Origin of the sequence: Streptomyces sp. NPDC047315 (assembly GCF_040643215.1) — a bacterium.
GTDB lineage: Bacteria > Actinomycetota > Actinomycetes > Streptomycetales > Streptomycetaceae > Streptomyces.
The window spans coordinates 1-23,283 of sequence record NZ_JBEYTZ010000015.1 but is presented as its reverse complement, the minus strand read 5'-3'; the positions used below and the strand labels follow the sequence as shown (position 1 = coordinate 23,283).

Below are 23,283 nucleotides of genomic sequence, written 5' to 3'. Positions count from 1 at the left end.
GCGAAAAATGGGCGCATCGGCGCAGCAGGATCGGGGGTGACCTTCCTCCTGGTCACCCCGGACATGAAGGACCGCGGGTAACTGCCGCCTATTGAGCGGGATTTACTGACGCGCCGGGAATTTCCGCGATTTCCTGTGCGGCGCGATTCATGTTCCGGCCTTGCGGACCCCAGCGTCAACCTGGACTTGGCGAATGTCCGGAAGGCGGTGCGGCAAGGGCTTTCCGGGAAATCCGGCGGGCACCAGGAGTCTCACACGTACACGGAAATACGGATGCGTCAGATCCGCTTTTCGGGTGCCGCGCTCTGTCCCCGCGGGTGAACGGCTGCATATGCCGTACGGGACTGCCGCGGCCCGCCGCCCGCGCCCCGACCGGGGACACGGCTCGGGACCGTACGGATTTCGGACAAGGACTAGGGCGCTTCTGACGGATCTTGCTGGGCTCGCGTGCCCTGGCACCGCTCCCCCTGGGCCTCCGGCCCGGGAGGTGCCCCACCGCTTCGACTCCCTCCTCCGCTGGGCCCCCCGTGCCCGCAGGGCACAGGGGGAAGATCCACGGCACCAGACCCCGCTCACTCACCCAGCCTGATCCGTCAGAAGCGCCCTAGGCGCCGTGCCCGGGTGCGGCGCGGATGTGGGGGGCGACGTCGGTGATGAAGCGGGTCGCCTGCTCTTCGGGGTCGGCGTCGACGGGCCAGAAGAGGAACGAGTCGAAGCCGAGGTCGGCGCGGTAGCGGAGCAGGGTGTCGACCCAGAAGTTCGGCGGCCCGGTCAGCCGGCGGCCCTCGGCGGCGGGGGCGCTGCCGTCGGTGATGGTGCCCATCACGTTGTAGACGCGCCGGATCTCGCGCACGTCGCGCCCCGCGTCCGTCGCGGCGGCGTCGATCTCGCGCTGCATCGCGGTGATCGCCTCCGGCGGCGCGAAGCCGTTGGAGGGCAGCCAGCCGTCGCCCAGCCGTCCGGTGATCCGCAGCATCCGGGGGCGGTACGCGCCGATCAGGAGTGGCACGGGCCGGTCGGCGAACGGGCCGGGGCGGGCGCCCCGCAGATGGTGGTAGTCGCCGTCGAACCGAACGGCGTCGTCCGTGCCGGGCCCGTTCATGGCGCGCATCACCCGAAGGGCTTCCTCGAAGGCGGTGACGGCCTGCCCGGGGGTGCGCTCGGGGCCGCCGTACGCGGCGGTCGCCGGCGGCGCGGCCCCGGCGCCCACCCCGAGGGCGACCCGGCCGCCGGTGAGGATGCTCAGCGAGTGGGCGGCCTTGATCAGGGGCGCCGGGGCCCGCAGGACCGTGCTGGCGACGTTCGGCATCAGCGTCAGGCGTCCGGTCCGGGCCGCGAGGGTGGCGATCAGGGTCCAGGCGTCCAGGAACTCCGGGTGGTACAGGTGGTCCTGGACTCCGACGAAGTCCACCCCGCCCTCGTCCGCGAGGCGGGCGAGCCGGTGCGCCGCCGCGGCGTCCGCCGCGGACGGGTCGATGTTGAGGCCGACGGAGCCGGCGGGGATGACGTCGCTGCTCATGGGTGTGTGCTCCTCGCTGTCGGTGCCGAGCCGAGCCGGGCGGACCGGGCCCTGCGTCGGAAAGGGCTACCCGATTCGTGCCGGGCTCTCCCGGGTCGGGCCGCTCGAATCCGGACGTGCGAACGCGGCGTACGGATCGAGGCGGGCGGATCGGGGCGTGCGGGTGCGGCTGCCCGGCGGCAACGTGCGCCGCGACGACAGGGATGCGGCTCAGGCCCGTAGATAGGCGAGGACGGCGAGCACCCTGCGGTGGGTCTCGTCGGCCTGCGGCAGGTCCAGCTTGGTGAAGATGCCGCCGATGTGCTTGCCGATCGCCGCTTCGGAGACCACCAGTTCCTTGGCGATCGCGCCGTTCGACTTCCCCTCCGCGATCAGCGCCAACACCTCGCGCTCGCGCGGGCTCAGCCGCTCCAGCGGATCGCGGCGGCGGCGCAGCAGTTGGCGCACCACCTCGGGGTCGACCACCGTCCCGCCGTCGGCGACCTCGTGCAGCGCGTCGACGAACTCCTCGACCTGGCCCACCCGGTCCTTGAGGAGATAGCCCACGCCCGTGCCGTCGCCGGAGTCCAACAACTCGGCGGCGTAGGTCCGCTGGACGTACTGGCTGAGGACGAGGACCGGCAGCGCCGGCCGTTCCGCGCGCAGCCGCACCGCCGCGTGCAGCCCTTCGTGTTGGAAGTCGGGCGGCATCCGCACGTCCGTGACGACGACGTCCGGGGAGTGTTCGGTGACCGCGGCGACGAGCGCCTGCGCGTCCCCGACGGCGGCCACCACCTCGTTCCCGCAGCGGTGCAGCAGACCGATGAGGCCGTCCCGCAGCAGCACGCTGTCCTCCGCCAGCACTACGCGCAGCGGTCGGCCGCTTCGGTCAACGCGCAAGGGAACTCCACACGTAGCAGGGTCGGTCCACCCGGCGGAGAGGACAGGGAGAGTCTGCCATCGAGCACCGACACCCGGTCCGCGAGGCCGGTGAGCCCGCTGCCCGCCGAGGGGTCGGCGCCGCCCCGGCCGTCGTCGCCCACCTGGAGGAAGAGCCGGCCGCCGCGGTGGCCGCCGTGCACCTGCGCGCGGTCGGCCCCGCTGTGCTTGGCCACGTTGGCGAGGGCCTCGCGGACGACGAAGTACGCGGCGGACTCGACCGCCTGGGGCGGCCGGCCCGGCAGCTCGAAGTCGACGTCGACGGGGACGGACGAGCGCTCCGCCGCATCGGCGACGGCGGCTTCGAGGCCGTAGTCCGCGAGGATCTTGGGGTGGATGCCGCGGATCAGTTCGCGCAGTTCGGCGAGTGCCTTGCCGGCCTCCTCGTGGGCCTTGGCGAGGTGGTCGGCGAGCGGGCCGGGAGGTGCGTCGAGCCGGGCCAGGCCGAGGGCCATCGTCAGCCCCACCAGGCGCTGTTGGGCGCCGTCGTGCAGATCGCGCTCGATGCGGCGCCGCTCCGCCTCGAAGGCGTCGACCAACCGGACGCGGGAGCGCGCCAGTTCGACGACCCTGGCGTCCAGGTCGCCCTCGCGGGGTGCCGTCAACAGCCGGGCCAGCCCCGCGCGGGCGCCCGCCGCGGCGCCGAGCGCGTACGCCCCGAGCGCCAGCAGGAGCACCCCGAGCACGGCGGCGCCGAACGCGCCCGGCCAGGTGGTGACCAGCCACGCCTTGAGCACCTTGGTCTCCCGTCCGTCGCCGACGGTGGCCAGCAGCAGCGGGGTGGCGAGGACGGACAGCGGGACGAGCAGGGCGACCGTGACGAGCAGGGCGTCGATCGGCCACAGCACCACGGCGAACAGCAGCGCGTGCCCGAACTCCCGCCACGTCGCCCGCTCCCGCAGCCGCGTGGTGAGCCAGGCCCACAGCCCCGGCACGGTCGGGTCCCGGTGCTGACCTGCGGCCGGAGCGCGGTCGACCAGCCGCAGCCGCAGCCGCTCCGTCGCCGCGACCGGGACGCCGCCGAGTACGACCGCGGCCAGCAGGGGCAGCCCCACCACGGTCAGTGCGAGCGTCCCGCAGACGACCGCGACCGTCACGAGCGCCACCAGCGTCACCGCGCCGGCCACCGCCCCGGTGGTCAGGTACGCCGCCGAGCGCCAGGGCCACCAGGACAGCAGGAAGGCCGGCCGTGACATGGCCTGCCAGACGTTCCCAGGAGTCATGCGGATCACGGTAGGTGGCCGCATCCGCCGGCTGCCATCGGGCCCGGGCCCCCTTCGGGGTAGGTCTGGCCCTACCCCCGGTTCTCGGTCCTGCCGCACTGCGCCGCCCGACCCCGTTGCCGTTTCGTGGAGCCCTGCACCGACCGCGACCCGAGTGGGGACCATGAGCGACGACGCGATCCAACTGCGCTGCATCACCCGGAGGTACGGCACCGCCGACACCTCCGTCACCGCCCTCGACCGGGTGACGCTGGACTTCCCCCGGGGGTCGTTCACCGCCGTCATGGGCCCCTCCGGGTCCGGCAAGTCGACGCTGCTGCAGTGCGCCGCGGGCCTGGACCGGCCCACTTCGGGCTCGGTCAAGGTGGCCGGCACCGAGCTGACCGGGCTGAGCGAGCGGGGGCTGACCCTGCTGCGCCGCGAACGCATCGGCTTCGTCTTCCAGGCGTTCAACCTGCTGCCGTCGCTGACCGCCGAGCAGAACGTGGCGCTACCGCTGCGGCTCGCGGGCCGCCGGCCGAAGAAGGCGCGGGTGCGTGCGGTGCTGGAGCAGGTCGGCCTCGGCGACCGGGCGCGGCACCGGCCGACGGAGCTGTCCGGCGGGCAGCAGCAGCGGGTCGCCCTCGCACGCGCCCTGATGACCCGCCCCGACGTGCTGTTCGGCGACGAGCCGACCGGGGCGCTCGACTCCCGTACCGGCCGCGAGGTGCTGGCGCTGCTGCGCGACACCGTCGACGTCGACGGGCGCACCGTCGTCATGGTCACCCACGACCCCGTCGCCGCGTCGTACGCCGACCGCGTCGTCTTCCTCGTCGACGGGCGCGTCCACGGCGAACTCCGCGGCGCCCGCGCCGAGGACGTCGCCGGCCGCCTGGCGACGCTGGAGGCCGTGCCGTGTTGAGTTGCGCCCTGCACACCCTGCGCGCCCGCTGGGTCACCTTCGTCGGCAGCTTCGTCGCCCTTGCCCTGGGCGTGGCGCTGATCACCTCGATGGGGCTGGCCCTGGCGTCCTCGCTGGACGCGCCCGACCGGCCGCCGGAGCGGTTCGCCGCCGCGCCGCTCGTCGTCAAGGGCCAGGACACCCTTGAGGTGTCCACCCCGCTCGGGAGGCGCACCCACGAGTTGGCGCAGCCGCGCGCCGTACCGGATGCGACGCTCGCCGGGCTGCGGAGCCTGGGCGCCGTCGTCGAGGACCGGTCGTTCCCCGTACGGGCCGGCGGAGGCCCCGCCGACCTGGTGGGCCACCCCTGGTCCACGGCCGCGTTCGCACCGTACGGACTCGACGCGGGCCGCGCGCCCCGGGCCGCGGACGAGGTCGTCGTCAGCGGCGCCTGGGCCCGCCCCGGGACCCGGCTGACGACGGACCGCGGCGCGGTGCGCGTCGTCGGCACCGTGGCCGGGCTCGGCTTCGAGAACGCGGTGTTCTACACCGATGCCCGCGCCGCCGAGCTGTCCCCGCTCAGCCGTCAGCTCGTGGTCGACGCCGACCCGGCGGCGGTGCGCGCAGCGGTGCGGGACGCCCCGGGCGTACGGGTGTTGACGGGGGACGCTCGGCGGTACGCCGACGCCGACCCCGACCGGGACGGCGAGGCCCTCACCGCGATGAACGCCATGTTCGGCACGGCCGGCGGCGTCAGCGGCTTCGTGTCCGTGTTCGTGGTCGCCTCGACCTTCGCGTTCGCGGTCGCCCAGCGGCGCCGCGAGTTCGGGCTGTTGCGCGCCGTCGGGGCGACGCCGGGCCAGATCCGCCGCCTCGTCGTCGCCGAGGCGCTGGCGGTCGCTGCGCTCGGGTCCGCCGCCGGCTGCGCACTGGGCTCCGTGGCGGCGCCGCGGCTCGCCGCGTGGGCGGTGTCGCAGGGCCTGGCCCCGGACTGGTTCGCCATCGGTACCCACCGCTGGCCGTACTACGCGGCGTTCGGCACGGGCCTGTTGGTGGCGCTCGGCGGTGCGGTGGCCGCGTCCTTTCGGGCCGGGCGGACCGGTCCCGTACAAGCGCTGCGGGAAGCGTCGGTGGACTCCCGGCCGATGACGCGGGGCCGTTGGCTCGGGGGCGCGACCCTGTTGCTGGCCGCCGCGGTGACGCTGGCCTGGGCGCTGGTGACGGACCCGGGCGACCTGCTGCACCGCAAGACGTACGTGAGCCGGCCGATGCTGCTGATCACCGGGGTCGCGCTGCTCGCGCCTGCGCTGGTGCGCCCGCTGGTCCGGCTGGTGGCCTGGGCGCCGGCCCGGCTGCCGGGCGCCGTGGGGATGCTCGTACGGGAGAACGCGTCGGCCGGTTTGCGGCGCACGGCGGCCGTGGCGGCGCCGGTGCTGGTCACGGTCGCCCTCGCGGGCTCCCTGCTGGGCACCACCGCCACCCTCAACGAGGCGCGGGCCGCCGAGGTCCGGGCGCGCACGGTCGCGGACTTCGTACTGCCCGCCCCGGGCGCCGGCTTCGACGACGCGACGCTGGAGCGGCTGGCGGCGGTCCCCGGCGTCGAGGTGAGTGCGTCCGCGGCGAGCTCCGTGTACGTCCTTGAGGAGGGCACGGCGCTCATCAGGTCCGACGCCAGGGCCGCCGATCCCGCGCTGCTCGCGACCACGTCCCGACTGCCGCTCACCGCCGGTTCGTTGACCGACCTGGACGACGACTCGATCGTCGTGAACGAGGAGTGGGAGCGGCACGCCGTGGGCGAGCGGGTGGACGTGTGGCTCGGCGACGGCACCAGGAAGTCCCTGCGGATCGCCGCGGTGATGGCCGTCGGCACCGGTGACAACGGCGCCTACGTCACCCCGCGCAACGCCCCGTCGGCGCCCGTCGACCGGGTGGACGTACGGCTCGCGGGCGGCGCCGACGCCGATGAGGTGGCCGGGGCGCTGCGGGCGGCGGCGGGACCGTCGGGCGGTCGGGTCCTCACCGGGGAGCAGTGGGTGCGGGCGAAGCACCCCGAGACCGACCGCAGGACCCTGATGGGCTTCTTCCTCGTCCTCGGGATCGCCCTGCTCTACACCGGCGTCTCGCTGGCCAACACGATGGTGATGGCGACCTCCGACCGGCTCCGCGACCTGGCCGTGCTGCGGCTGACGGGGGCCACCCGGCGGCAGGTGCTGAAGCTGGTGGGCGCCGAAGCGCTGTTGGTGGTCGCGGTCGGGGCGGTGCTGGGGGCGCTGGTCGCCGGGGTGAACCTGCTGGGCGTGTGGGGTGCGCTGGGGCTGCTGTCGGTGTGGGCGCCGGTCCAGGTCCCGTGGGGGACGCTGGGCGCGGTCGTGGCCGTGTGCGCTGCCTTGGCGGTGGTGTCGGCGCTCGTGCCGGCGGGGCTGTCGCTGCGGCGGGGCGCGGCGGATTCGGCGGGCGTGCGGGAGCCTTGAGGCGGCGCCCGTGGGCCCCTCTCAGCGGGTGGCGGCCAGTTCGTCGAAGAGGGCCCGCAGGGTCGTGTCGGTCGGCGTGTGGGTGGGTTCGTACTGGTCCGTGATGGTCGCCCGGGGCAGGAGCGCCGCGGTGGCCTGCACCGCGCGGTACGGAACGAGGTCGTCCGCGGGCGTGTGCCACAGCCGCGCCGGCTGTCGGACGTCGCCGGGCACGAAGCCCCAGGGGCGGACCTGAAGCCGTGCCTCGCGGGCCGGCCCGTGGTGTTCGTGGCCGGCCATCTCCGCCAGCGCGGCCAGTGCGGTCGGGAACTGGGCGAGCGCGGCGGCGAACCGGGGGGCCGCGGCGGCGAAATGGGCCCTCATCTCGTCGGGCGGTGCGCTGCGGTAGAGCTCCCAGACGGGCTGTGCCGGTTGCGGGTAGCAGCCGCGGACGGCGGGGTCGCAGACGTAGGGCAGACCGCTGAGCACCCACGCCCTGCGCACGCGCGGGGCGAGCCCGGCGGCCAGCGCGTAGGCGTAGGGCGCGCCGGCGGAGATGGCCGCGACGTCGAACTCGGTGACCGCCAGGGCGTCGAGCACCGGCCGCATGAGGGCGCTCCACTCGGCGACGGCCGTCATCTCCAGCGGCGGCGTGAGGCCGTACCCGGGCCGCTCCACCGCGATCAGCCGGACGCCGGCCGCAGCGGCGTACTCGTGCCAGAAGTCGGGCAGGACGGCGGAACCGACCAATCCGTGGTGCAGCACCAGCGGGTGTCCCGAGGGGTCGCCGTACTCGGCGACGCCCCACGTCGGCCCGCCGCCCCCGCCGATCAACCGCCGCTCGGCCATGACGCCTCCCGCCTTCGCTGCCAGTCAGGTCCTGTCTCGGTCGCCCTTCCAGCGTTGGGCGGTGGTGTTGGCCCCGTCAAGCGCCTCGCGGATGACGGGCTTGACCCCTTCGGGTGGCGTTGCCCGGCGTGTGCGGGTGGCCGCGGCTGCGCGCGCCGCGCCACCGGGAGACTCGGCGCCATGGCTGCGCAACCGGCGGTGAGGTGCTCGTGATCGTGACGGCGGTCTCGATGCCGGAGGTGACCAGTGCGCGCGTGACCCTCACGGAGGCACGCCGCATGCTCGACGAGACCCGCTTCCTGCTCGTCGACATCGAACTGACGCAGGAGGACGCCGCGCGGCAGGACGCGCAGGAGGCCGAACCGCTCGCCGGCTCGCTGGGGCTGGACACGGAGGAGATGGCCTGGTTCGGCCGCCAGGCGGAACCGGTCCGGGCCGACCTGGTGGGCGGCCTCCTGTGTCTGGTGGTGCCGTTGGTCCACGGCGAGCGGGTCGCCCACGTCCACGCGCTGGCCAACGACCGCTTCCTGGTGACCGCGCACCGCGGCCCGGCGTTCCTGGCCGAGCGCATCATGGGGCACCTGACGCGGGAGCAGCCCCACGACTCCGTCGCCGTCTTCTTCCTGATGCTGCAGGAGGCGCTGGCGACCTTCCGGCAGGCCGCGGTCGCCGCGCTGCTGGAGGTGGAGGAGTTGGAGGACGAGATGTTCCAGCAGCGGCGCCCCGAGCAGGTGTACCGGCTGGCACAGCTGCGCCGGCGCTCCGCCCTGCTGCACCACTCGCTGCTGCCCTACGTCCACGTGGTGGACGAGGTCATCACCCGCAGGCTGATGGGCCCCAACTTCCCCAGGGAGCGACAGCGGCTCGCCCGGGAGTTCCAGCACGCGGCCCGCTTGGTCCTCACGACCATCGAGAGCCTCCAGGACGCCGCCCGCCGGGCGTTCGCCAGCTACTCGTCCCTCGTCGCCGGCGAGCAGAACGGGGTGATCAACCGGCTGGCCATCGTGTCGGTGATCTTTCTGCCGCTGTCGTTCCTGTCCGGGTTCTTCGGGATGAACTTCACCTTCCTGACGGACAAGTTGGAGACCAGGGACGACTTCTGGTTCCTTGCCGTGGGTCTGCAGACGGCCGTCCTGTTCGGCTCGCTCTACGTGCTGCACCGCACCCGCATCTGGCGTCGGTTGCGGGACGAGGACTGACGCGCCCGCGCCCGCCCGGCGACGCCGTCGGCGCTGCGTACCCTTGGGGCCGTGCCCCCACCCTCTCTGCAGCGCGTTGCCGTCCTCGTCCTCGAAGGAGCGAAACCCCTGGACGTCGGGATCCCGGCGCAGGTGTTCACGACCCGCGCGAGCATGCCGTACGAGGTGCGGGTGTGCGGCGCCGTCCCCGGGCCGGTCGCCGGCGGCGACGGCCTGTCGTACCACGTCGCGCACGGCCTGGAGGCGCTGGCGTGGGCCGACCTCGTCTTCGTGCCCGGCTACCGCTTCCCTGACCGGGAGGACCCGCCGCCCGCGGTCGTGGCTGCGCTGGTCGCCGCCCACGAGCGGGGCGCCCGGCTCGCCGCCATCTCGACCGGGGCCTTCGCGCTCGCCGCCACCGGGCTGCTCGACGGCCGGCGGGCCACCACGCACTGGCACTACACCCGTGCGCTGGCCGAGAAGTACCCGCGCATCCGGGTCGACGGGAACGTCCTGTTCGTCGACGAGGGCTCCGTTCTGACCTCCGCCGGCGCCGCGTCGGGCATCGACCTGTGCCTGCACGTGCTCCGGCGCGACCTGGGCGTCGCCGCCTCCAACCACGCCGCGCGACGGCTGGTCGCCGCGCCCTACCGCAGCGGCGGCCAGGCCCAGTACGTGCCGCGCAGCGTGCCCGAACCGCACGGGGAGCGGTTCGCGGCCACCCGCGAGTGGGCGCTGCACCAGCTCGGCGAACCGCTCGGCCTCGACGTGCTCGCCCGGCACGCGGCGGTGTCGGCGCGCACCTTCTCGCGGCGGTTCGTCAAGGAGACCGGTTACACGCCGATGCAGTGGGTGATGCGGGCCCGCGTCGACCGGGCGCGGGAGTTGCTGGAGCGCTCGGAGTTGGGCGTCGAGCAGATCGCCGCCGAGGTCGGCCTCGGTACGGGCGCCAATCTGCGGCTGCACTTCCAGCGCGTGCTGGGCACGACGCCGAGCGAGTACCGGCGCACCTTCGCCGGCGGCGAGTAGCCCGGAGCGGGTGGCCCGGAGCGGGTGGCCCGGGGCGGGTGGCCGGCGGCGAGCATGCGGGGGCTTCGGCCGACCACGGGCGGGGTGTCGCGATCCTTGCGGATCGTGGCGATCATGCCGCTGTCCGGGGCGCGGGCGGCGCGCGAGGCTGGTGGGGAACCGAAGGGACACCGACATGACTCGCATCGCCATCAACGGATTCGGCCGCATCGGACGCAACGTGCTGCGCGCCCTGCTGGAAAGGGACAGCGCTCTGGAGGTCGTCGCCGTCAACGACCTCACCGAGCCGGCGGCCCTCGCCCGGCTGCTCGCCTTCGACTCGACGTCCGGTCGGCTCGGGCGCCCGGTGACCGTCGACGGCGACTCCCTCGTGGTCGACGGCCGCCGCATCAAGGTCCTCGCGGAGCGCGAGCCGGCGAAGCTGCCGTGGGGCGAACTCGGCGTGGACCTCGTGTTGGAGGCCACCGGCCGCTTCACCTCGGCCGAAGCCGCCCGCGCCCACCTCGACGCCGGTGCGGCGAAGGTCCTCGTCGGCGCGCCGTCGGACGGCGCCGACGTCACCCTGGCGTACGGCGTCAACACCGACGCGTACGATCCGGCCGCGCACCGCATCGTCTCCAACGCCTCCTGCACCACCAACGCTCTCGCCCCGCTCGCCGCGGTCCTCGACGAACTCGCCGGGATCGAGCACGGGTTCATGACGACGGTGCACGCCTACACGCAGGAGCAGAACCTCCAGGACGGCCCGCACCGCGACCCGCGCCGGGCCCGCGCCGCCGGGGTCAACATCGTGCCGACGACGACCGGTGCCGCCAAGGCGATCGGGCACGTCCTGCCGAACCTCGACGGCAAGCTGTCGGGCGACTCGATCCGGGTCCCGGTCCCGGTCGGCTCGATCGTGGAGCTGAACACGACGGTCGCCCGCGACGTGACGCGCGACGACGTCCTCGCCGCGTACCGCACGGCCGCGCAGGGCCCGCTCGCGGGGGTCCTGGAGTACTCCGACGACCCGCTGGTGTCGTCCGACATCACCGGCAACCCGGCCTCCTCGATCTTCGACTCGGCCCTCACCCGGGTCGAGGGCCGCCACGTCAAGGTGGTCGCCTGGTACGACAACGAGTGGGGCTTCTCGAACCGGGTGATCGACACCCTGGAGCTGCTCGCCCGCGGCTGAGCCGGGCGGCTTCGCACCACCACGACGGCCCGCAGGAACGCCCGCGGGCCGTCGTCGGCGTTGGGTGGCCGAGAGCGTTCGCACCCTGGCCGAGAGCCTTCGCACAGTGGCCGTGCGCCGGCGCACCGGGGGGTAAGTTCCTCCCGGGGTCGCTTGAGGCGGTGCGCGGGAGGGAGTCGGCGATGGTGGTGTGGCGATGGATCGGCCGGGAGGTGCGGCCGGTGCCCGAACCCTGGGCGACGCCGCTCGTCTGGGCCGCCGCGTACGGCGGCGCGTTCGCCCTCGTCGCCCTGCTCGACGCGGTCGGCGTGCTGGACCGCACGGGCCTCGCGCTCGTGGTGCTCTCCTTGATGGCGGCGTTCTTGGGCATGCGCGGCCGGCTGCTCGCCGCCCCCGGCACCGCGGTGTTGTGCTGGGCCTGTCTGAACGTGCTCGGCACCGAGCCGACCGGCGAGATCTCCTGGGCCGGGCACCGGGACCCCGGCTGGATGCTGTGCCTGCTCGCCGCGACGGTCGTGGGCACGGTCGCCGGGCGCGTCCTGCACGCCCGGGCCGCCTACCGCCGCATCACGCCCTACGGCGAGTCAGGCTGAGCGGACGGCACTCGCGCGGGCCCCGGTCCGCATCTTCCGGCCGTGATTCCGGCCGTCGGTATCCGGTCAGCTCCTCTCGTCCGGCCGTAGGGCGTCGAGGATGAGGTCGAGGCCGTAGTCGAACTCGTCGGCGTGGTCGTAGCCGGGCCGTAGCGCGTGTTCGGCGGCGAGTTCGGCAAGGTGGGGATAGGCGTCGGCGGGCAGTTCCCGGAAGATGGCGTCCGCCACCTCCTCCAGCTCCCCCGGGGCGCCGAACGGCAGGCTCAGCTCCTGCAGCACGAAGCCGTACACGTAGGCGTCGACCAGCGAGACGGCGTGCGCGGTCATCTCGACGGAGAACCCCGCGGTGCGCAGCGTCCCGATGACGGCGTCGTGGTGGCGCAGGGTCGCAGGGCCGGGGCGGCTGCGGGAGTCCATCAGGGCGACGGCCCACGGGTGGCGCAGGAGCACGGCGCGGGCGGAGGCCGCCCGGCGGCGCACCGCGCTCTGCCAGTCGGTGTCGCGCGGCGGCAGGTCGATCTCGGCGAAGACCGCGTCCACCATGCCGTCGAGGACGTCCTCCCGGCCGCCGACGTGGTGATAGAGCGACATCGCCTCGACGCCCAACGGCTCGGCGATCGCCCGCATGCTGAGCGCGGCCAGGCCCTTGTCGTCGGCCACCGCCATCGCCGCGCGGATCACGCCCTCCCGGCTGAGCGGTGTGCGCGCGGGCGCTCGGCGCCGGCCCTTGCCTTGCTGGGGCATCCGGTTCCCTCCGTCGTTCCCGTTGACTGCCTTACAGTATAAGGCTAGCTTGCCTTACACCATAAGGTTGAGGGTGGACGCCCTCGGGAAGGGGCTGCGCCATGAGCGCGGAACGCAGGAAGAAGGTCTGTGTCGTCGGGGCTTCGGGGAAGCTCGGGCAGTACATGGTCCGGCACGCGCTGGAGCGCGGCTACGAGGTCGTGGGCGTGTGCCGGGAGCGGAGCGTGCCCAAGCTCGCCGCGTTCGACGGCCGCATCACCGTCGTCCCCGGACCCACGAACGACCCGGAGGTCATCCGGCGCGCGGTGCAGGGATGCGACGGGGTGTTGACGGTGCTGGTGCCCTGGGGCGTGCAGCAGTACTCGTCGGGAACGGCGCAGGCGGTGCTCGACCACGCCGCGCCGAACGCGCGGCTGGTCTTCTCCTGCGGCTGGCACATCACCCGCGACGGCAAGGACCACTACTCGCGCACGTTCACCGCGGCCCTGCGGGTCTCGGCCGTCCTGGGCAAGCTCGTCCGCGCCGTCGAGATCGACGACCAGGTGGAGGCGTGCCGACGGGTCTTCGCCAGCGACACCCGGTGGACCGTGGTGCGCGGCAGCACCCTGGAGGAGGGCGAGAGCCAGGGGCTGCCGGTGTGGAGCCGGCACGTGGGCGACCCGGTCCTCGCCAGCAATCTGACGCGCCGGGTGGACTACGCGCTGTTCATGGTGGAGGCGCTCACCGACGACGCACTCGTCCGGGAGGCGCCGGCGATCGTCGGCCGACTCACGCCGAGCGCCCTCGCCCACACCGCCGAAGCCTCATAGGGCGCGGTGCGCGCCCGGCGGGACCGGGTCGCCCTCCGGCGGGTCAGCGGGTGGGGACCTTGTGGACCGCGGTGTCGTCGGGGTCCAGCCGTCGGCCGTCCGCGGAGAGCACTTCGAGGGCGCGCAGGGGCCGCCCCTGCCGGCGGTCGACCAGGTGCGAGTGGGGCTCGCCGGGGGCGAAGAAGTGCTCCTCGCCCCACTGTCGCAGGGCGACGACGACGGGGAAGAGCGCCCTACCCTTCGGGGTGAGCACGTACTCGCGGTAGGCGCTGCCGTCCGACGCGGGGACGGACTCCAGGACGCCGCCGGCGACCAGGGCGCGCAGGCGCGCGGTGAGGATGTTCTTCGCCACCCCGAGGCTGCGCTGGAACTCCCCGAAGCGCCGGCTGCCGTCGAAGGCGTCCCGGACGATCAGCAGGGACCACCAGTCGCCGATCGCGTCCACCGATCGGGCGACGGGACATTCACTGTCGTCGAAGCGCGTCCTGGTCACCACGGCGCCCCTCACTTCCCTATTGGTTGCAACATGCTACCGACGAGGCTACCGTCATGCACTGGTAGCAAGTTGAAACCAGATGTGCGGGGGTGGCCGATGGCGGGCGAGTGCGAGGTCGTGACGGCGCGGGTCAAGGAGCGCGGCGGGGCGGACGGCGCCTTCGCCCTCTCCCGGGGCGTCGTCATGTTGTTCGCCGTGGCCTGCGGCGCCGCGGTGGCCAACGTGTACTTCTCCCAGCCGCTGTTGGTGACGATGGGCCACGACCTCGCCATGAGCCCGGCACTCGTCGGCAGCGTGGTGACGCTCACGCACGTCGGCTACGGGCTGGGGCTCTTCTTCCTCGTGCCGCTGGGCGACATGGTCGACCGCCGACGGCTGGTCGTGGCGCAGTTGCTGCTCCTGGTGGGCGCACTGGCCGCGGTCGCCACCGCCCCCACGGCTGCGGTCCTGCTCGCCGGCATGGCCGCGATGGGCCTGCTCGCCGTCGTCGCGCAGACGCTGGTCGCCTTCGCGGCATCGCTCACCGCACCGGCGGAGCGCGGTCGGGTCGTCGGCCTGGTCACCAGCGGCGTGGTGATCGGCATCCTGCTCGCCCGCACCGCGTCGGGCCTGCTCGCCGATCTCGCGGGCTGGCGCTCGGTCTATCTCGCATCGGCAGTGCTGACCGCGCTGCTCGCCCTGGTCCTGCACCGGGTGCTGCCGCGCCCGTGCAGCACGGCGGCGGCGCCGCTGCGCTACGGACGGCTCCTGCGCTCCACGGTCACCCTGTTCACCCAGGAACGGCTGTTACGGCTGCGGGCCCTGTTCGGACTGCTGGTCTTCGCCTCCTTCAGCACCCTGTGGAGCAGCGTCGCCCTTCCGCTGAGCGAGGCCCCGCACTCCCTGTCGCACAGCGCGATCGGCGCGCTGGGGCTGGTCGGCGTCGTCGGCGCCCTGGCCGCGACCGTCGCGGGCCGGCTGAACGACCGCGGGCACTCCCACCGGACCACCGGCATCGCGCTGGCGCTGCTCACCGTCTCGTGGCTACCCCTGGCCTTCACCCGCGGCTCGCTCGGGGCACTGCTCGTCGGGGTGGTCCTGCTCGACCTCGCCGTGCAGGCGGTGCACGTCACCAACCAGACCCTGATCTACGCGCTCCACCCGGCCGCCGGCAGCCGGCTGATCGGCGGCTACATGGTCTGCTACGCGATCGGCAGCGCCACCGGAGCCATCGCCGCGACCTTCCTCTACACGGCGGCCGGCTGGGGCGCGGTGTGCGCCCTGGGCGCCGCCTTCAGCGGCCTCGGGTTCGCGCTGTGGGCGCTGGTGCGGTCGGACGCGGGGCCGCGGGCGGCTACTGCTCGGGGAGTTCGGCGCGCACCCGACGGGAAGGGGTGAAGACGTAGAGGCCGAGGACGGCGGGCGGGTCCGCGAGCCCCGGCCCGCCGTCCTCGATCCACGCCTTGATGTCCCCGGTGGCGTCCGCGTCGTTGACCAGGCCGAGCCACACCGGCCGGCCGCCGGCCCTGCGCCCCTCCGCCGAGGGCTGGACGACGATCACGTTGGCCTGGTCGCAGGCGTCGATGCAGTCGGTCACCCGGACGGTCGCCGTCCCCGCCAACTCGGCGCGCAGATCGCGCAGTTGGGCGGCGTGATCGAGCCCGGGTATCTTCGGGCTGCCGCAGCAACAGCCCCGGCACACGGTGACGGTGGGCCGCGGCGCCCCGGGCGCGGGGGCGGCGCGGCGCGGGCGCTTGCTCACGCGGTGTCCTCGGCAATCTCGTCGGGTGCACCGGCGCGGAGGGCGCGGGCGGTCGGGCACTGGTCCGACGATGATCGTATGACCCGCGCGCCCGGCGCGGCACCACGCCTCGGGTGTCCCTCGTCACGCCGCGCACACATCACCCCAGGGCCTTTCCGTAGAGTCCCGCGCGCTTCCCTGCGCCTTTGGACATGGCCGCCGCTCTTCCTGCGGGAGCCCTGGTCTCTGCGGCCCGTCCGCGGCTTGTCGCGCAGCTCCTCCCCCTACGCCCAGGGGCGTGGGGGACCCCCAGCGCCTCTCAATGCCTCCGCCTCCTGCCCGCAGAGGAGTGACGGTGCAGCGAATCCGTGACGCTGCCGGACGGGGAGCCGGGGCCCTACGGACACGACCTATCCCGCCGTCCGCGCCGACGGCGTGTTTGCGTCAGCTTCCCCCTCAATGGGTGACGTTGGTCCTCAACGAGCCGCGCCCGCCCTACACTTCTACACGCATGTAGAAGATGTGCGGGCGGGCCGTCGTACGCCCCGACGTCGACGACGGCACTGACGCGCACCCTCCCTCCCTACCACCGGGCATCCCGGACAGAACGACGAAGGAGTGAACGCCAGATGGTGTTCAAAAGGCTGCTTGGCTCGCTCGGCGTGGGCGGACCCACGGTGGACACGGTCCTCCATCCGGGCGCGGTGCTGCCCGGCGCCATCTTGACCGGGCAGGTCGAACTGAAGGGCGGCGACGCGGACTTCGACATCGACCAGGTCACCCTGGAGCTCCTCGCCCGCGTCGAGGTCGAACACGACGACGGGGAGGACGAAGGCACCGTCGCCTTCGACCGCTTCACCGTCGGCGGCGGCTTCCGGCTGGCCGCCGGCGAACAGCGCAGCGTCCCCTTCGGCCTCACCGTGCCGTGGGAGACCCCGATCACGGAGCTGTACGGGCAGCCGCTCGGCATCGTGCTGGGGGTGCGCACCGAACTGGCGGTGGCCGGCGCGAAGGACAAGGGCGACCTCGACCAGCTCATGGTGCGCCCGCTGCCGGCGCAGGAGGCCGTGTTGGAGGCCCTGGGCCAACTCGGCTTCGGCTTCCACTCCGCCGACCTCGAATACGGCCGCATCGGCGGCACCGGGCAGCGCCTGCCCTTCTACCAGGAGATCGAACTCACGCCGGCGCCGCAGTACGCCCACGCCATGCAGGAGTTGGAGGTGACCTTCCTCGCCAACCCCGGCGGCATGGAGGTCGTGCTGGAGGCCGACAAGCCCGGCGGCTTCTTCTCCGCGGGCCACGACGCGATCAACCGGCACGTCGTCAGCCACGACGGCGTTCCCCACCGCGACTGGAAGGAGGTCGTCGACGCCTGGCTGAGGCAACTGCTCGCCACCCACGGGCACCACACCGTCCCCGCGCCGTACGAGCACGGCGCCTCGTACGCGAGCCACGGCCACGACGGGCACCACGACAGTCACCACGGAGGCCACGGCGGTCACCACCGCTCCGGCCCCAGCACCGGCACCGTGGTCGCCGCGGGCGCGGCCGGCCTCGCGGTCGGGGTCGCCGGCGGTCTCGTGGCCGCCGAAGTCGTCGACGAGGTCGGGGACTTCATGGAAGGCGAGGAGGACGAGGGGTGAATCCCCCCACCCGACCGCCCGCCCCCTGTAGGGCACCGGCGCGGCACTCCCGTACGACCGTGCTCGTACGCATCAGGGCCCGCGGCTGAGCCACGGGCCGAGGAGAGGGGTGCCGGCGACGACCCGGCGCCCCGCCCGGCGCGGACGCCCCGGCGCGGCACCCGCCCCGTGCGGTCATGCGCCGGCAGCCCGGTCACACCGGGGTGGCCGCGCGCAGGATCAAGAAGAGCGTGACGGCGGAGTTCGCCGAGGACAGCGCCGATGCGGTGGTGCCCGCGGCGGCTCCCCAAGTAGCAAGGCCCACGGTGGTGAAGACCGACGGCCAGAGCCCGCCGGCGGGCGCCGGCCCGAGCAGGGCGGCCACCCGGCGCGGCACCGGCCCCGCCACGGCGAAGCCCGCCAGCGCCGCGCCCGGCCCGCCGCGCGAGAGCAACGCGGACCGGCCGATCGCCAGCGCCACCGTCCGTCGGCTGCCGACGGCGGTGGCGGCCTCCTCGTCCGCCCACCGCTCCGTCGTGTAGGCCACGCTGGTCAGCAGCGGACGCAGGAAGGGGTTGGCGCGCGCCGCGAGTCGCACCGTCAGCACGAACCGGTGGTGACGGCGCGCCAGATGGGCCCGCTCGTGGGCGAACAGGGCCCGTCGCTCCCCCGCGTCGAGCCCGGCGAGCATCCCGGTGGTGACGACGATCCGGCCGCGCCCGCCGGGCAGGGCGTAGGCGTACGGCTCGACGTCGTCCAACACCGCGACCGAGGTGGCGGGCAGCCCCTCCAGGGCGCGTCGTGCCCGGCCGCGCACCCGCCCGTGGTGCCAGGCCGCCCGGCCGCACGCCACGAGGACGGCGACCAACGCGGGGATGGCGGCCCTCCCCGCGACCTCGTCGTAGGGCACCGCCGCGCGCACCTGGGGGTCGGACCAGCCGTCCGGCAGCGGATTGCCGGGCAGTTGCGCCGTGCCGACCACCATCAGCAGCGCCAGGCACAGCGTGCTGCACACCGCGAGCACCCCGGCGACCGCCGACAGCAGCCAGGTCGCCGCCCTGGGGTGCAGGTGGTGCTCGGCGAGGCGGGCGATCGGCCACGCCGTCAGGGGCAGCACCAGCGGCAGGAAGACGAAGACCCCCATGACGCCCCCTATCCCTCGGCTTCCGCTTCCCCGGCACGCTCCAACAGCGCCCGCAGCACCTGCTCGTCGCCCGGCGCCAACGCGGTCACGAACCGGGCCAGCACCGCCTCGCGGTCGCTCTCCCCCTCCAGCACGCGCCGCATCCGCAGCGCCGCAAGCCCCGCTTCGTCGGCGGCCGGGGTCCACACGAAGGACCGGCCCGCCTTCTCCCGCGTCACCGCGCCCTTGGCGAGCAGCCGGGTGAGGATCGTGATCACCGTGGTGTACGCGAGGGAGCCGCCCAGCCGCTCCTGCACCCACGCCGTGCTCGCCGGGCCGGGCGCCTCCTGAAGCACCGCCAGCACCTCGGCCTCCAACTCGCCCTGACCGCGCCGCCGCGGACGCCCCTGCTCCCCCACCGCGTCTCCCTCCGACCGCACCCCGCGCACCGGCGGGCCCTTCATCGTAGCCAGCCGCCCACCCCCTCGGTGGACGGCCGACCACGTGCCGGCGCTCGAACCGCCGGAGGGGCCCCGGTCGGTCACCTGCCGAGGTACGCGTCGTACACGGTCACGCTCGCCCTGCCGCCGTGCCGGTCGGAGACCTGTCCGCGCAACGCCACGGACTTGCCCTTCGCGGGGTTCCCGATCGTGACCTTGCCCTTCGTCACGGGCACCTTCTGCCAGGTGGAGCCGCCGTCGTACGACACGGAGACCGTGAGGGACTTCAGGCCGGCGCCGGCCGCCGGTCCCTGGACGGTCACCGGGAAGGTCGTCGTACGGCCGGCGGGCGCGGTCCCGTCGAGCGCGACGCGGGCGTCGAAGCGGACGGTGGAGAGCGGGGTCCTGGCGTGCTCGCCCGCCGGCGGCCGTGCGCTGCGGAAGGTCCAGGAGCCGTCGATTCTCGTTCCGACTGCGGAGACGGACGGGCTGCGCCCCACCGAGGTCGTCAGGGTGTACTCGGCGTCCTCCGGGCCGACGGCGAATCCGCTCATGCCGTCCAACTGACCCGCGCTCTCCCCGACCTTGGTGGCGCCCCGATGGAGCTCGGTCCGCGCCGATGAGTGCGTCGACCAGCCGGTGTTGCCGCGGCCGTCGGAGAAGAGCGGCACGGCGCCGATGAGGACGTCGTCCGTGCGAGCAACGCCGGTCCGCTCGTCCATCAGCGGCGAGTGGACGGCGGTGCCGAAGGTCATGCGGTGGCTTCCGCCCGGGCGGTGGTCGCGCACCGCGGAGGTGTGGCCCGTCTCCTCGAACCCGTCGGCGTCGAGCTGTGCCACCCGCAGGGACCAGGCGTTGGTCTTCCCGGCCGTGGCGAGGTAGTGGGTCCGCGTACCGGGCAGGTCGAACGGGGACACGGAGTCGAAGTAGAAGCCGCTGGCGGCGCTCACCGCCGTGGAGAGCGCCTTCTTGCCCGGCACGGAGGCGCCCACGGAGGCGGAGACCTTCGCGAAGTCGGTGGCCGTGAACGCCGTGCTGTGCCCGGTGGAGAGCCGCTCGACCCGTCCGCCCGCGGCGCCGTTGAACTGGGTGGTGGTGCCTCGTTCCCACTGAGCGAGGAAGGACTCCGTGAGCGTGGCGCCGCCGGGCCGCTCCGGGCCGAGTTGCGCGGTGCGCAGGCCGTCGAAGGAACCGAAGGTCCGGAAGGTTTCGTAGGGCTCTGCGCCGGCGTGGACGGAGAGCGATCGGTAGGCGCCCGTCATCGCGGCCCTGCGGTCCGGGATGCTCATCCGCACGGGCTCGGCGAGCCGGGCGTCGACCTCGACGGTGGTGTTCTTCGTCAGCGCCAGCTTCGGGTGGGTCAGCCAGTCCGACGACTCACCCGCCGGGGAGGGGACGGAGCGAATCGCGTCCAGGACGTAGTCGCCCTTCGGCAGCCGGAACGTGGCGGTGCTCTCGCCTTCGACCTGCTTACCGAAGACCTCGGCCGCACCGGAGAGCTGGACGAGCCGGCTGAAGAAGTCCCCGCTGGGGCTCCCGTCCGGCCCGGTGTGCTTGAGGGTCAGGTCGTACGACTCGACCTCGCGGTCCACGGCCGCGACGGTCCGCACGGTCTGCCCGCCGCCGGTCGCCACGACGGTGGCGCTGTACGCGCCGTCGACAAAGCCGCCGATCCTGGTGTCGACCGTCACGGGGACGGTGGCGGTGCCGCCGGCCGGCACGGTGACCCGGTCGGCGCCGACGGTGAAGAAGCCGGCCGGGGCGGGCCGGCCCTGCGGGTCGAGGCCGCGGGCCGTCAGCTCCAGCGCGACGTCCCGGTCCCCGAGGTTGCGGTAGGTGATCTCCTTGGTGGCGGGCACGTCGTCGGTGTGCGGCCAGCTCTGCCGGTCGAAGGAGACGGTGGACTCCTCGGCGACGACGGACTGTTCCAGCGCCCGGTCGACGGCGAGCCGGCCCGTGCCCTGCTGGAAGGCGCCGTGGCCGACGTCCTGGGCGGAGGCGGTGAGCACGGACTTGATGCGCTGGCCCGACCAGGCGGGGTTGCGCTGCTTGAGCAGGGCGGCGGCGCCCGCGGCGTGCGGTGCGGCCATCGAGGTGCCGGAGATGGTGACGTAGCCGGGCGGGTTCTCCCGGTGGCGCTCGGCGATCGTGCTGCCGGGGGCGGAGGCCGCGGTGATGTCCACGCCGGGCGCGGTGATGTCGGGCTTGATCGCGCCGTCTCCGTACGTCGGTCCGACGGAGGAGTGCACGTACATCTTGTCGGCGTCGTCCACGCCCCCGACGGTGAGGGCGGCTGCCGCCGTGCCCGGGGAGCCGATCGAGCGGGGTGTGGGCCCCTCGTTGCCGGCGGCGATGGCGAACAGGACGCCCTTCTCCTTGGTCAACTTGTCGACCAGGGCCTCCATCGGGTCCACCTCGGGGGTGTCGAGGCCGCCGAGGCTCATGTTGACGACGTCCGCGCCCTGCGCCACGGCCCAGTCCATGCCGGCGAGGATCGCGGAGTCGTTGCCCTGGCCGTAGTCGTTGAGCACCTTGACGTCCAGCACCTTCGCCCCGGGCGCGACGCCCTTGTGGGCACCGCCCGAGCGGGCGCCGGTGCCCACCGCGGTCGAGGCGACGTGGGTGCCGTGTCCGTGCCGGTCCACGCCGTCGGGCGAGTCGGAGAAGTTGCGTGCCCCGACGACCTGGCCCTTCAGGTCCTCGTGGGTCCCGTCCACGCCGGTGTCGAGGACGGCGATGGTGACGCCCGTCCCGTCGTAGCCGGCCTGCCACGCCTTGGGGGCCCCGATCTGGGCCGTGCTCTTGTCGAGCGAGGCGGAGCGCACCGCGTCCAGCCAGACGCGCTCGACGCCCGGGACGGTCCGCGCCGCGCCGGCGCTTGCGGCGCCGTCGGTACGGGTGAGGGCGGCCCACAGCGCGCCGGGGCTGCGTGCCGGGACGGTCACGGCGTCCGCGTTCAGCGACGGCAGAGTCCGCTGCACCTCGGCGTCGCCGCGCACCTCGGCGCGGGCCGCGGCCCCTGACGGCCCCTCGTACGCGACGATCGCTTTGAGGCCCTTGTCGTAGGACCGCAGGCTCTCGGGGGTACTGAGTCCGGTGACGTCGAACAGCCGGCGGTCGAGGGTGCCCCGGGCCAGGAGCCGTTCGGCGTCCGCCGGGACGACGTAGGTGCGGCCCTTCTCGGTCCAACTGCGCACGGGTATCTTCGTGCGGCCTTCGGCCCGGTCGACGGCGGCTGCCCGGCCGCGGGCGTCGACGCCGACCCGGTCGCCCGTGATGAGGGTGACCCAGCGCAGTTCGCCGGCGGCGTGCTCGCTCGCCCCGGCGGTGGTTCTTGCGGCGGTGTTGGCGAATGCCGTCGTGGTGGTCAGCCCGGCGACGAGCGCCGTGGCCGTGAGGACCGCGGTAGCGGTCCCCGCGACACGGCCCTGACGTGCGGTCGAGAACAAGGTGACTCCCCGCTCGGCGGGGTGATCGACGCGATGGCGAGGGGTGGCCCCGCTTTCCACCCCCGGAGAATGAGAGTGATCATGGCGAGTTCGCGTTGGCCCCCACCCACGCTATGGCCGAAACTGATCCCTCCAACGCCCGTGCCTCGTACGCCCCGGCAGCACCAAGGGAGATGCGCCTCCTACGTAGCGGGAACCCAGACGGTGCCGCGGGCCTCGTACTCCAACATCGCCTCGACGCCGAGGGCCGCGTCGGCGCCGAGTTCGCGTCGTACGAGCCAGAGGGCGAGTTCCAGGCCGGACGTGATGCCGCCCGCGGTCACCAGGTCCCCGTCGTCCACCACCCGGGCGTCCTTGACCACGCCGCCCTGCCGCTCCAGGTCGGCCCGCGCCCGGTGGTGCGTGGTGCAGGGGCGGCCCTTGGTCAGCCCGGCGGCGGACAGCAGCATGGTGCCGGTGCAGACGGCGGCGACGGTCAGTCCGTCTCGTACGGCCGACGACAGGGCGCGCGGAAGGACGCCGCGCCGGATCTCCGCCCACACGCCGGGGTCGTCGCGGCGGCCGTAGCCGCCGCCGGGCACGACCAGGACGTCCGCGGCCCGGGGCGACCAGCCGTGCTCGACGCGCACTTCCGTGCCGTAGGCGGCTCGGAACGTGCCGGGCCCGGTGGCGCTGACGTAGCGGACCTCGACGTCCCGGTCCGTGAAGAACCCGGCGGCGGCGAACACCTCGAAGGGCGCGGCGAAGTCGAGTTCCTCCACCCCGTCGAACATCACGACCTGCACCCGCAACGGCCCGGAGCGTGCCCGCGATCCCTCCGGCGCGGCCCGGGCGGCGGTGCCGACGCCCGTCACCGCCCCCGCGACTCCGAGGGCGGTGGTGGCGCGGAGCACGTGTCTGCGGTCCATGGACTCTCCTTGTCCGTCGGCGTCGCGCGGTGCGGTGGCTTCATCCACAGGAGTCGTCGCGCTGTGAGCGGAAGTTCCCGGCCGGTGATGCCGTCTGTGGCCCGTCTGTGGCTTGTCGCTCAGTGCCGCCTCCTATGCCCTCTGGGCATAGGAGGCGGC

At 74.0% G+C, this 23,283-nt stretch carries 20 protein-coding genes; 9 read left to right on the top strand and 11 right to left on the bottom strand.

What is annotated here, in order from left to right; genetic code table 11:
• Positions 1-604: 604 nt before the first annotated feature.
• From ABZ842_RS18895 to ABZ842_RS18885, 3 genes are all read right to left on the bottom strand, one after another.
• A complete protein-coding gene (locus ABZ842_RS18895; RefSeq protein WP_361537841.1) occupies positions 605-1,519 on the bottom strand; it encodes an LLM class flavin-dependent oxidoreductase in 915 nt (304 codons plus the stop codon).
• Positions 1,520-1,729: 210 nt separating this feature from the next.
• The gene (locus ABZ842_RS18890) at positions 1,730-2,362 is read right to left on the bottom strand and encodes a response regulator transcription factor (RefSeq protein ID WP_361538022.1); all 633 of its coding nucleotides are present in this window, start codon (positions 2,360-2,362) and stop codon (positions 1,730-1,732) included.
• On the bottom strand, positions 2,362-3,633 hold the full coding sequence (locus ABZ842_RS18885; RefSeq protein WP_361538020.1) for a sensor domain-containing protein: 1,272 nt from the start codon (positions 3,631-3,633) through the stop codon (positions 2,362-2,364). The genes ABZ842_RS18890 and ABZ842_RS18885 overlap by 1 nt, the downstream gene beginning before the upstream one ends.
• 190 nt (positions 3,634-3,823) lie before the next feature.
• Here ABZ842_RS18885 and ABZ842_RS18880 point away from each other — a divergent pair, with 190 nt between their 5' ends.
• Entirely contained in the window at positions 3,824-4,561 is a 738-nt protein-coding gene (locus tag ABZ842_RS18880) for an ABC transporter ATP-binding protein (RefSeq protein ID WP_361537840.1), read from the top strand.
• Positions 4,555-7,011, top strand: a complete 2,457-nt coding sequence (locus ABZ842_RS18875) for an FtsX-like permease family protein (RefSeq protein ID WP_361537839.1) — start codon at positions 4,555-4,557, stop codon at positions 7,009-7,011. Before ABZ842_RS18880 ends, ABZ842_RS18875 begins: the two co-directional genes overlap by 7 nt.
• 21 nt (positions 7,012-7,032) lie before the next feature.
• Here the strand turns inward: ABZ842_RS18875 and ABZ842_RS18870 are convergent, their stop codons facing one another.
• On the bottom strand, positions 7,033-7,839 hold the full coding sequence (locus ABZ842_RS18870; protein ID WP_361537838.1) for an alpha/beta hydrolase: 807 nt from the start codon (positions 7,837-7,839) through the stop codon (positions 7,033-7,035).
• A 215-nt stretch (positions 7,840-8,054) separates the two neighbouring features.
• Here ABZ842_RS18870 and ABZ842_RS18865 point away from each other — a divergent pair, with 215 nt between their 5' ends.
• The 4 genes from ABZ842_RS18865 to ABZ842_RS18850 all read left to right on the top strand — a co-directional run bounded on the left by ABZ842_RS18865 (position 8,055) and on the right by ABZ842_RS18850 (position 11,813).
• Complete coding sequence (locus ABZ842_RS18865) at positions 8,055-9,038, top strand: CorA family divalent cation transporter (protein WP_361537837.1); 984 nt, start codon at positions 8,055-8,057, stop codon at positions 9,036-9,038.
• 51 nt (positions 9,039-9,089) lie between these two features.
• Positions 9,090-10,046 (top strand): helix-turn-helix domain-containing protein, encoded by a 957-nt coding sequence (locus ABZ842_RS18860; protein ID WP_361537836.1) that lies wholly within the window; start codon positions 9,090-9,092, stop codon positions 10,044-10,046.
• A gap of 175 nt (positions 10,047-10,221) precedes the next feature.
• Complete coding sequence (gene gap / locus ABZ842_RS18855) at positions 10,222-11,220, top strand: type I glyceraldehyde-3-phosphate dehydrogenase (protein ID WP_361537835.1); 999 nt, start codon at positions 10,222-10,224, stop codon at positions 11,218-11,220.
• Between the two features lie 182 nt (positions 11,221-11,402).
• Entirely contained in the window at positions 11,403-11,813 is a 411-nt protein-coding gene (locus tag ABZ842_RS18850; protein ID WP_361537834.1) for a hypothetical protein, read from the top strand.
• 66 nt (positions 11,814-11,879) lie between these two features.
• Here the strand turns inward: ABZ842_RS18850 and ABZ842_RS18845 are convergent, their stop codons facing one another.
• Positions 11,880-12,557 carry a TetR/AcrR family transcriptional regulator gene (locus ABZ842_RS18845; protein WP_361537833.1) on the bottom strand — a complete coding sequence of 226 codons (678 nt, stop codon included), beginning with the start codon at positions 12,555-12,557 and terminating at the stop codon, positions 11,880-11,882.
• A gap of 101 nt (positions 12,558-12,658) precedes the next feature.
• Between ABZ842_RS18845 and ABZ842_RS18840 the strand changes: the two genes are divergently transcribed.
• Complete coding sequence (locus ABZ842_RS18840) at positions 12,659-13,366, top strand: NAD(P)H-binding protein (RefSeq protein ID WP_361537832.1); 708 nt, start codon at positions 12,659-12,661, stop codon at positions 13,364-13,366.
• A gap of 43 nt (positions 13,367-13,409) precedes the next feature.
• Here ABZ842_RS18840 and ABZ842_RS18835 read toward each other — a convergent pair whose 3' ends face one another.
• Positions 13,410-13,862: a helix-turn-helix domain-containing protein gene (locus ABZ842_RS18835; RefSeq protein ID WP_361537831.1), complete on the bottom strand. Its 453-nt coding sequence runs from the start codon at positions 13,860-13,862 to the stop codon at positions 13,410-13,412.
• A 183-nt stretch (positions 13,863-14,045) separates the two neighbouring features.
• Between ABZ842_RS18835 and ABZ842_RS18830 the strand changes: the two genes are divergently transcribed.
• Positions 14,046-15,239, top strand: coding sequence for an MFS transporter (locus tag ABZ842_RS18830; RefSeq protein WP_361538018.1), 1,194 nt, complete (start codon positions 14,046-14,048; stop codon positions 15,237-15,239).
• On the opposite strand, the gene ABZ842_RS18825 is transcribed toward ABZ842_RS18830, so the two are convergent.
• Positions 15,196-15,603, bottom strand: a complete 408-nt coding sequence (locus tag ABZ842_RS18825; protein ID WP_361537830.1) for a (2Fe-2S) ferredoxin domain-containing protein — start codon at positions 15,601-15,603, stop codon at positions 15,196-15,198. The genes ABZ842_RS18830 and ABZ842_RS18825 overlap by 44 nt on opposite strands.
• A 608-nt stretch (positions 15,604-16,211) precedes the next feature.
• Between ABZ842_RS18825 and ABZ842_RS18820 the strand changes: the two genes are divergently transcribed.
• The gene (locus ABZ842_RS18820; RefSeq protein WP_361537829.1) at positions 16,212-17,225 is read left to right on the top strand and encodes a sporulation protein; all 1,014 of its coding nucleotides are present in this window, start codon (positions 16,212-16,214) and stop codon (positions 17,223-17,225) included.
• 193 nt (positions 17,226-17,418) lie between these two features.
• Here ABZ842_RS18820 and ABZ842_RS18815 read toward each other — a convergent pair whose 3' ends face one another.
• The 4 genes from ABZ842_RS18815 to ABZ842_RS18800 form a co-directional block, all read right to left on the bottom strand.
• The gene (locus ABZ842_RS18815) at positions 17,419-18,348 is read right to left on the bottom strand and encodes a M56 family metallopeptidase (protein WP_361537828.1); all 930 of its coding nucleotides are present in this window, start codon (positions 18,346-18,348) and stop codon (positions 17,419-17,421) included.
• Between the two features lie 8 nt (positions 18,349-18,356).
• A complete protein-coding gene (locus ABZ842_RS18810; protein ID WP_361537827.1) occupies positions 18,357-18,746 on the bottom strand; it encodes a BlaI/MecI/CopY family transcriptional regulator in 390 nt (129 codons plus the stop codon).
• Positions 18,747-18,868: 122 nt separating this feature from the next.
• Entirely contained in the window at positions 18,869-22,216 is a 3,348-nt protein-coding gene (locus tag ABZ842_RS18805) for a S8 family serine peptidase (RefSeq protein ID WP_361537826.1), read from the bottom strand.
• 182 nt (positions 22,217-22,398) lie between these two features.
• The gene (locus tag ABZ842_RS18800) at positions 22,399-23,124 is read right to left on the bottom strand and encodes a DJ-1/PfpI family protein (protein ID WP_361537825.1); all 726 of its coding nucleotides are present in this window, start codon (positions 23,122-23,124) and stop codon (positions 22,399-22,401) included.
• Positions 23,125-23,283: the final 159 nt, after the last annotated feature.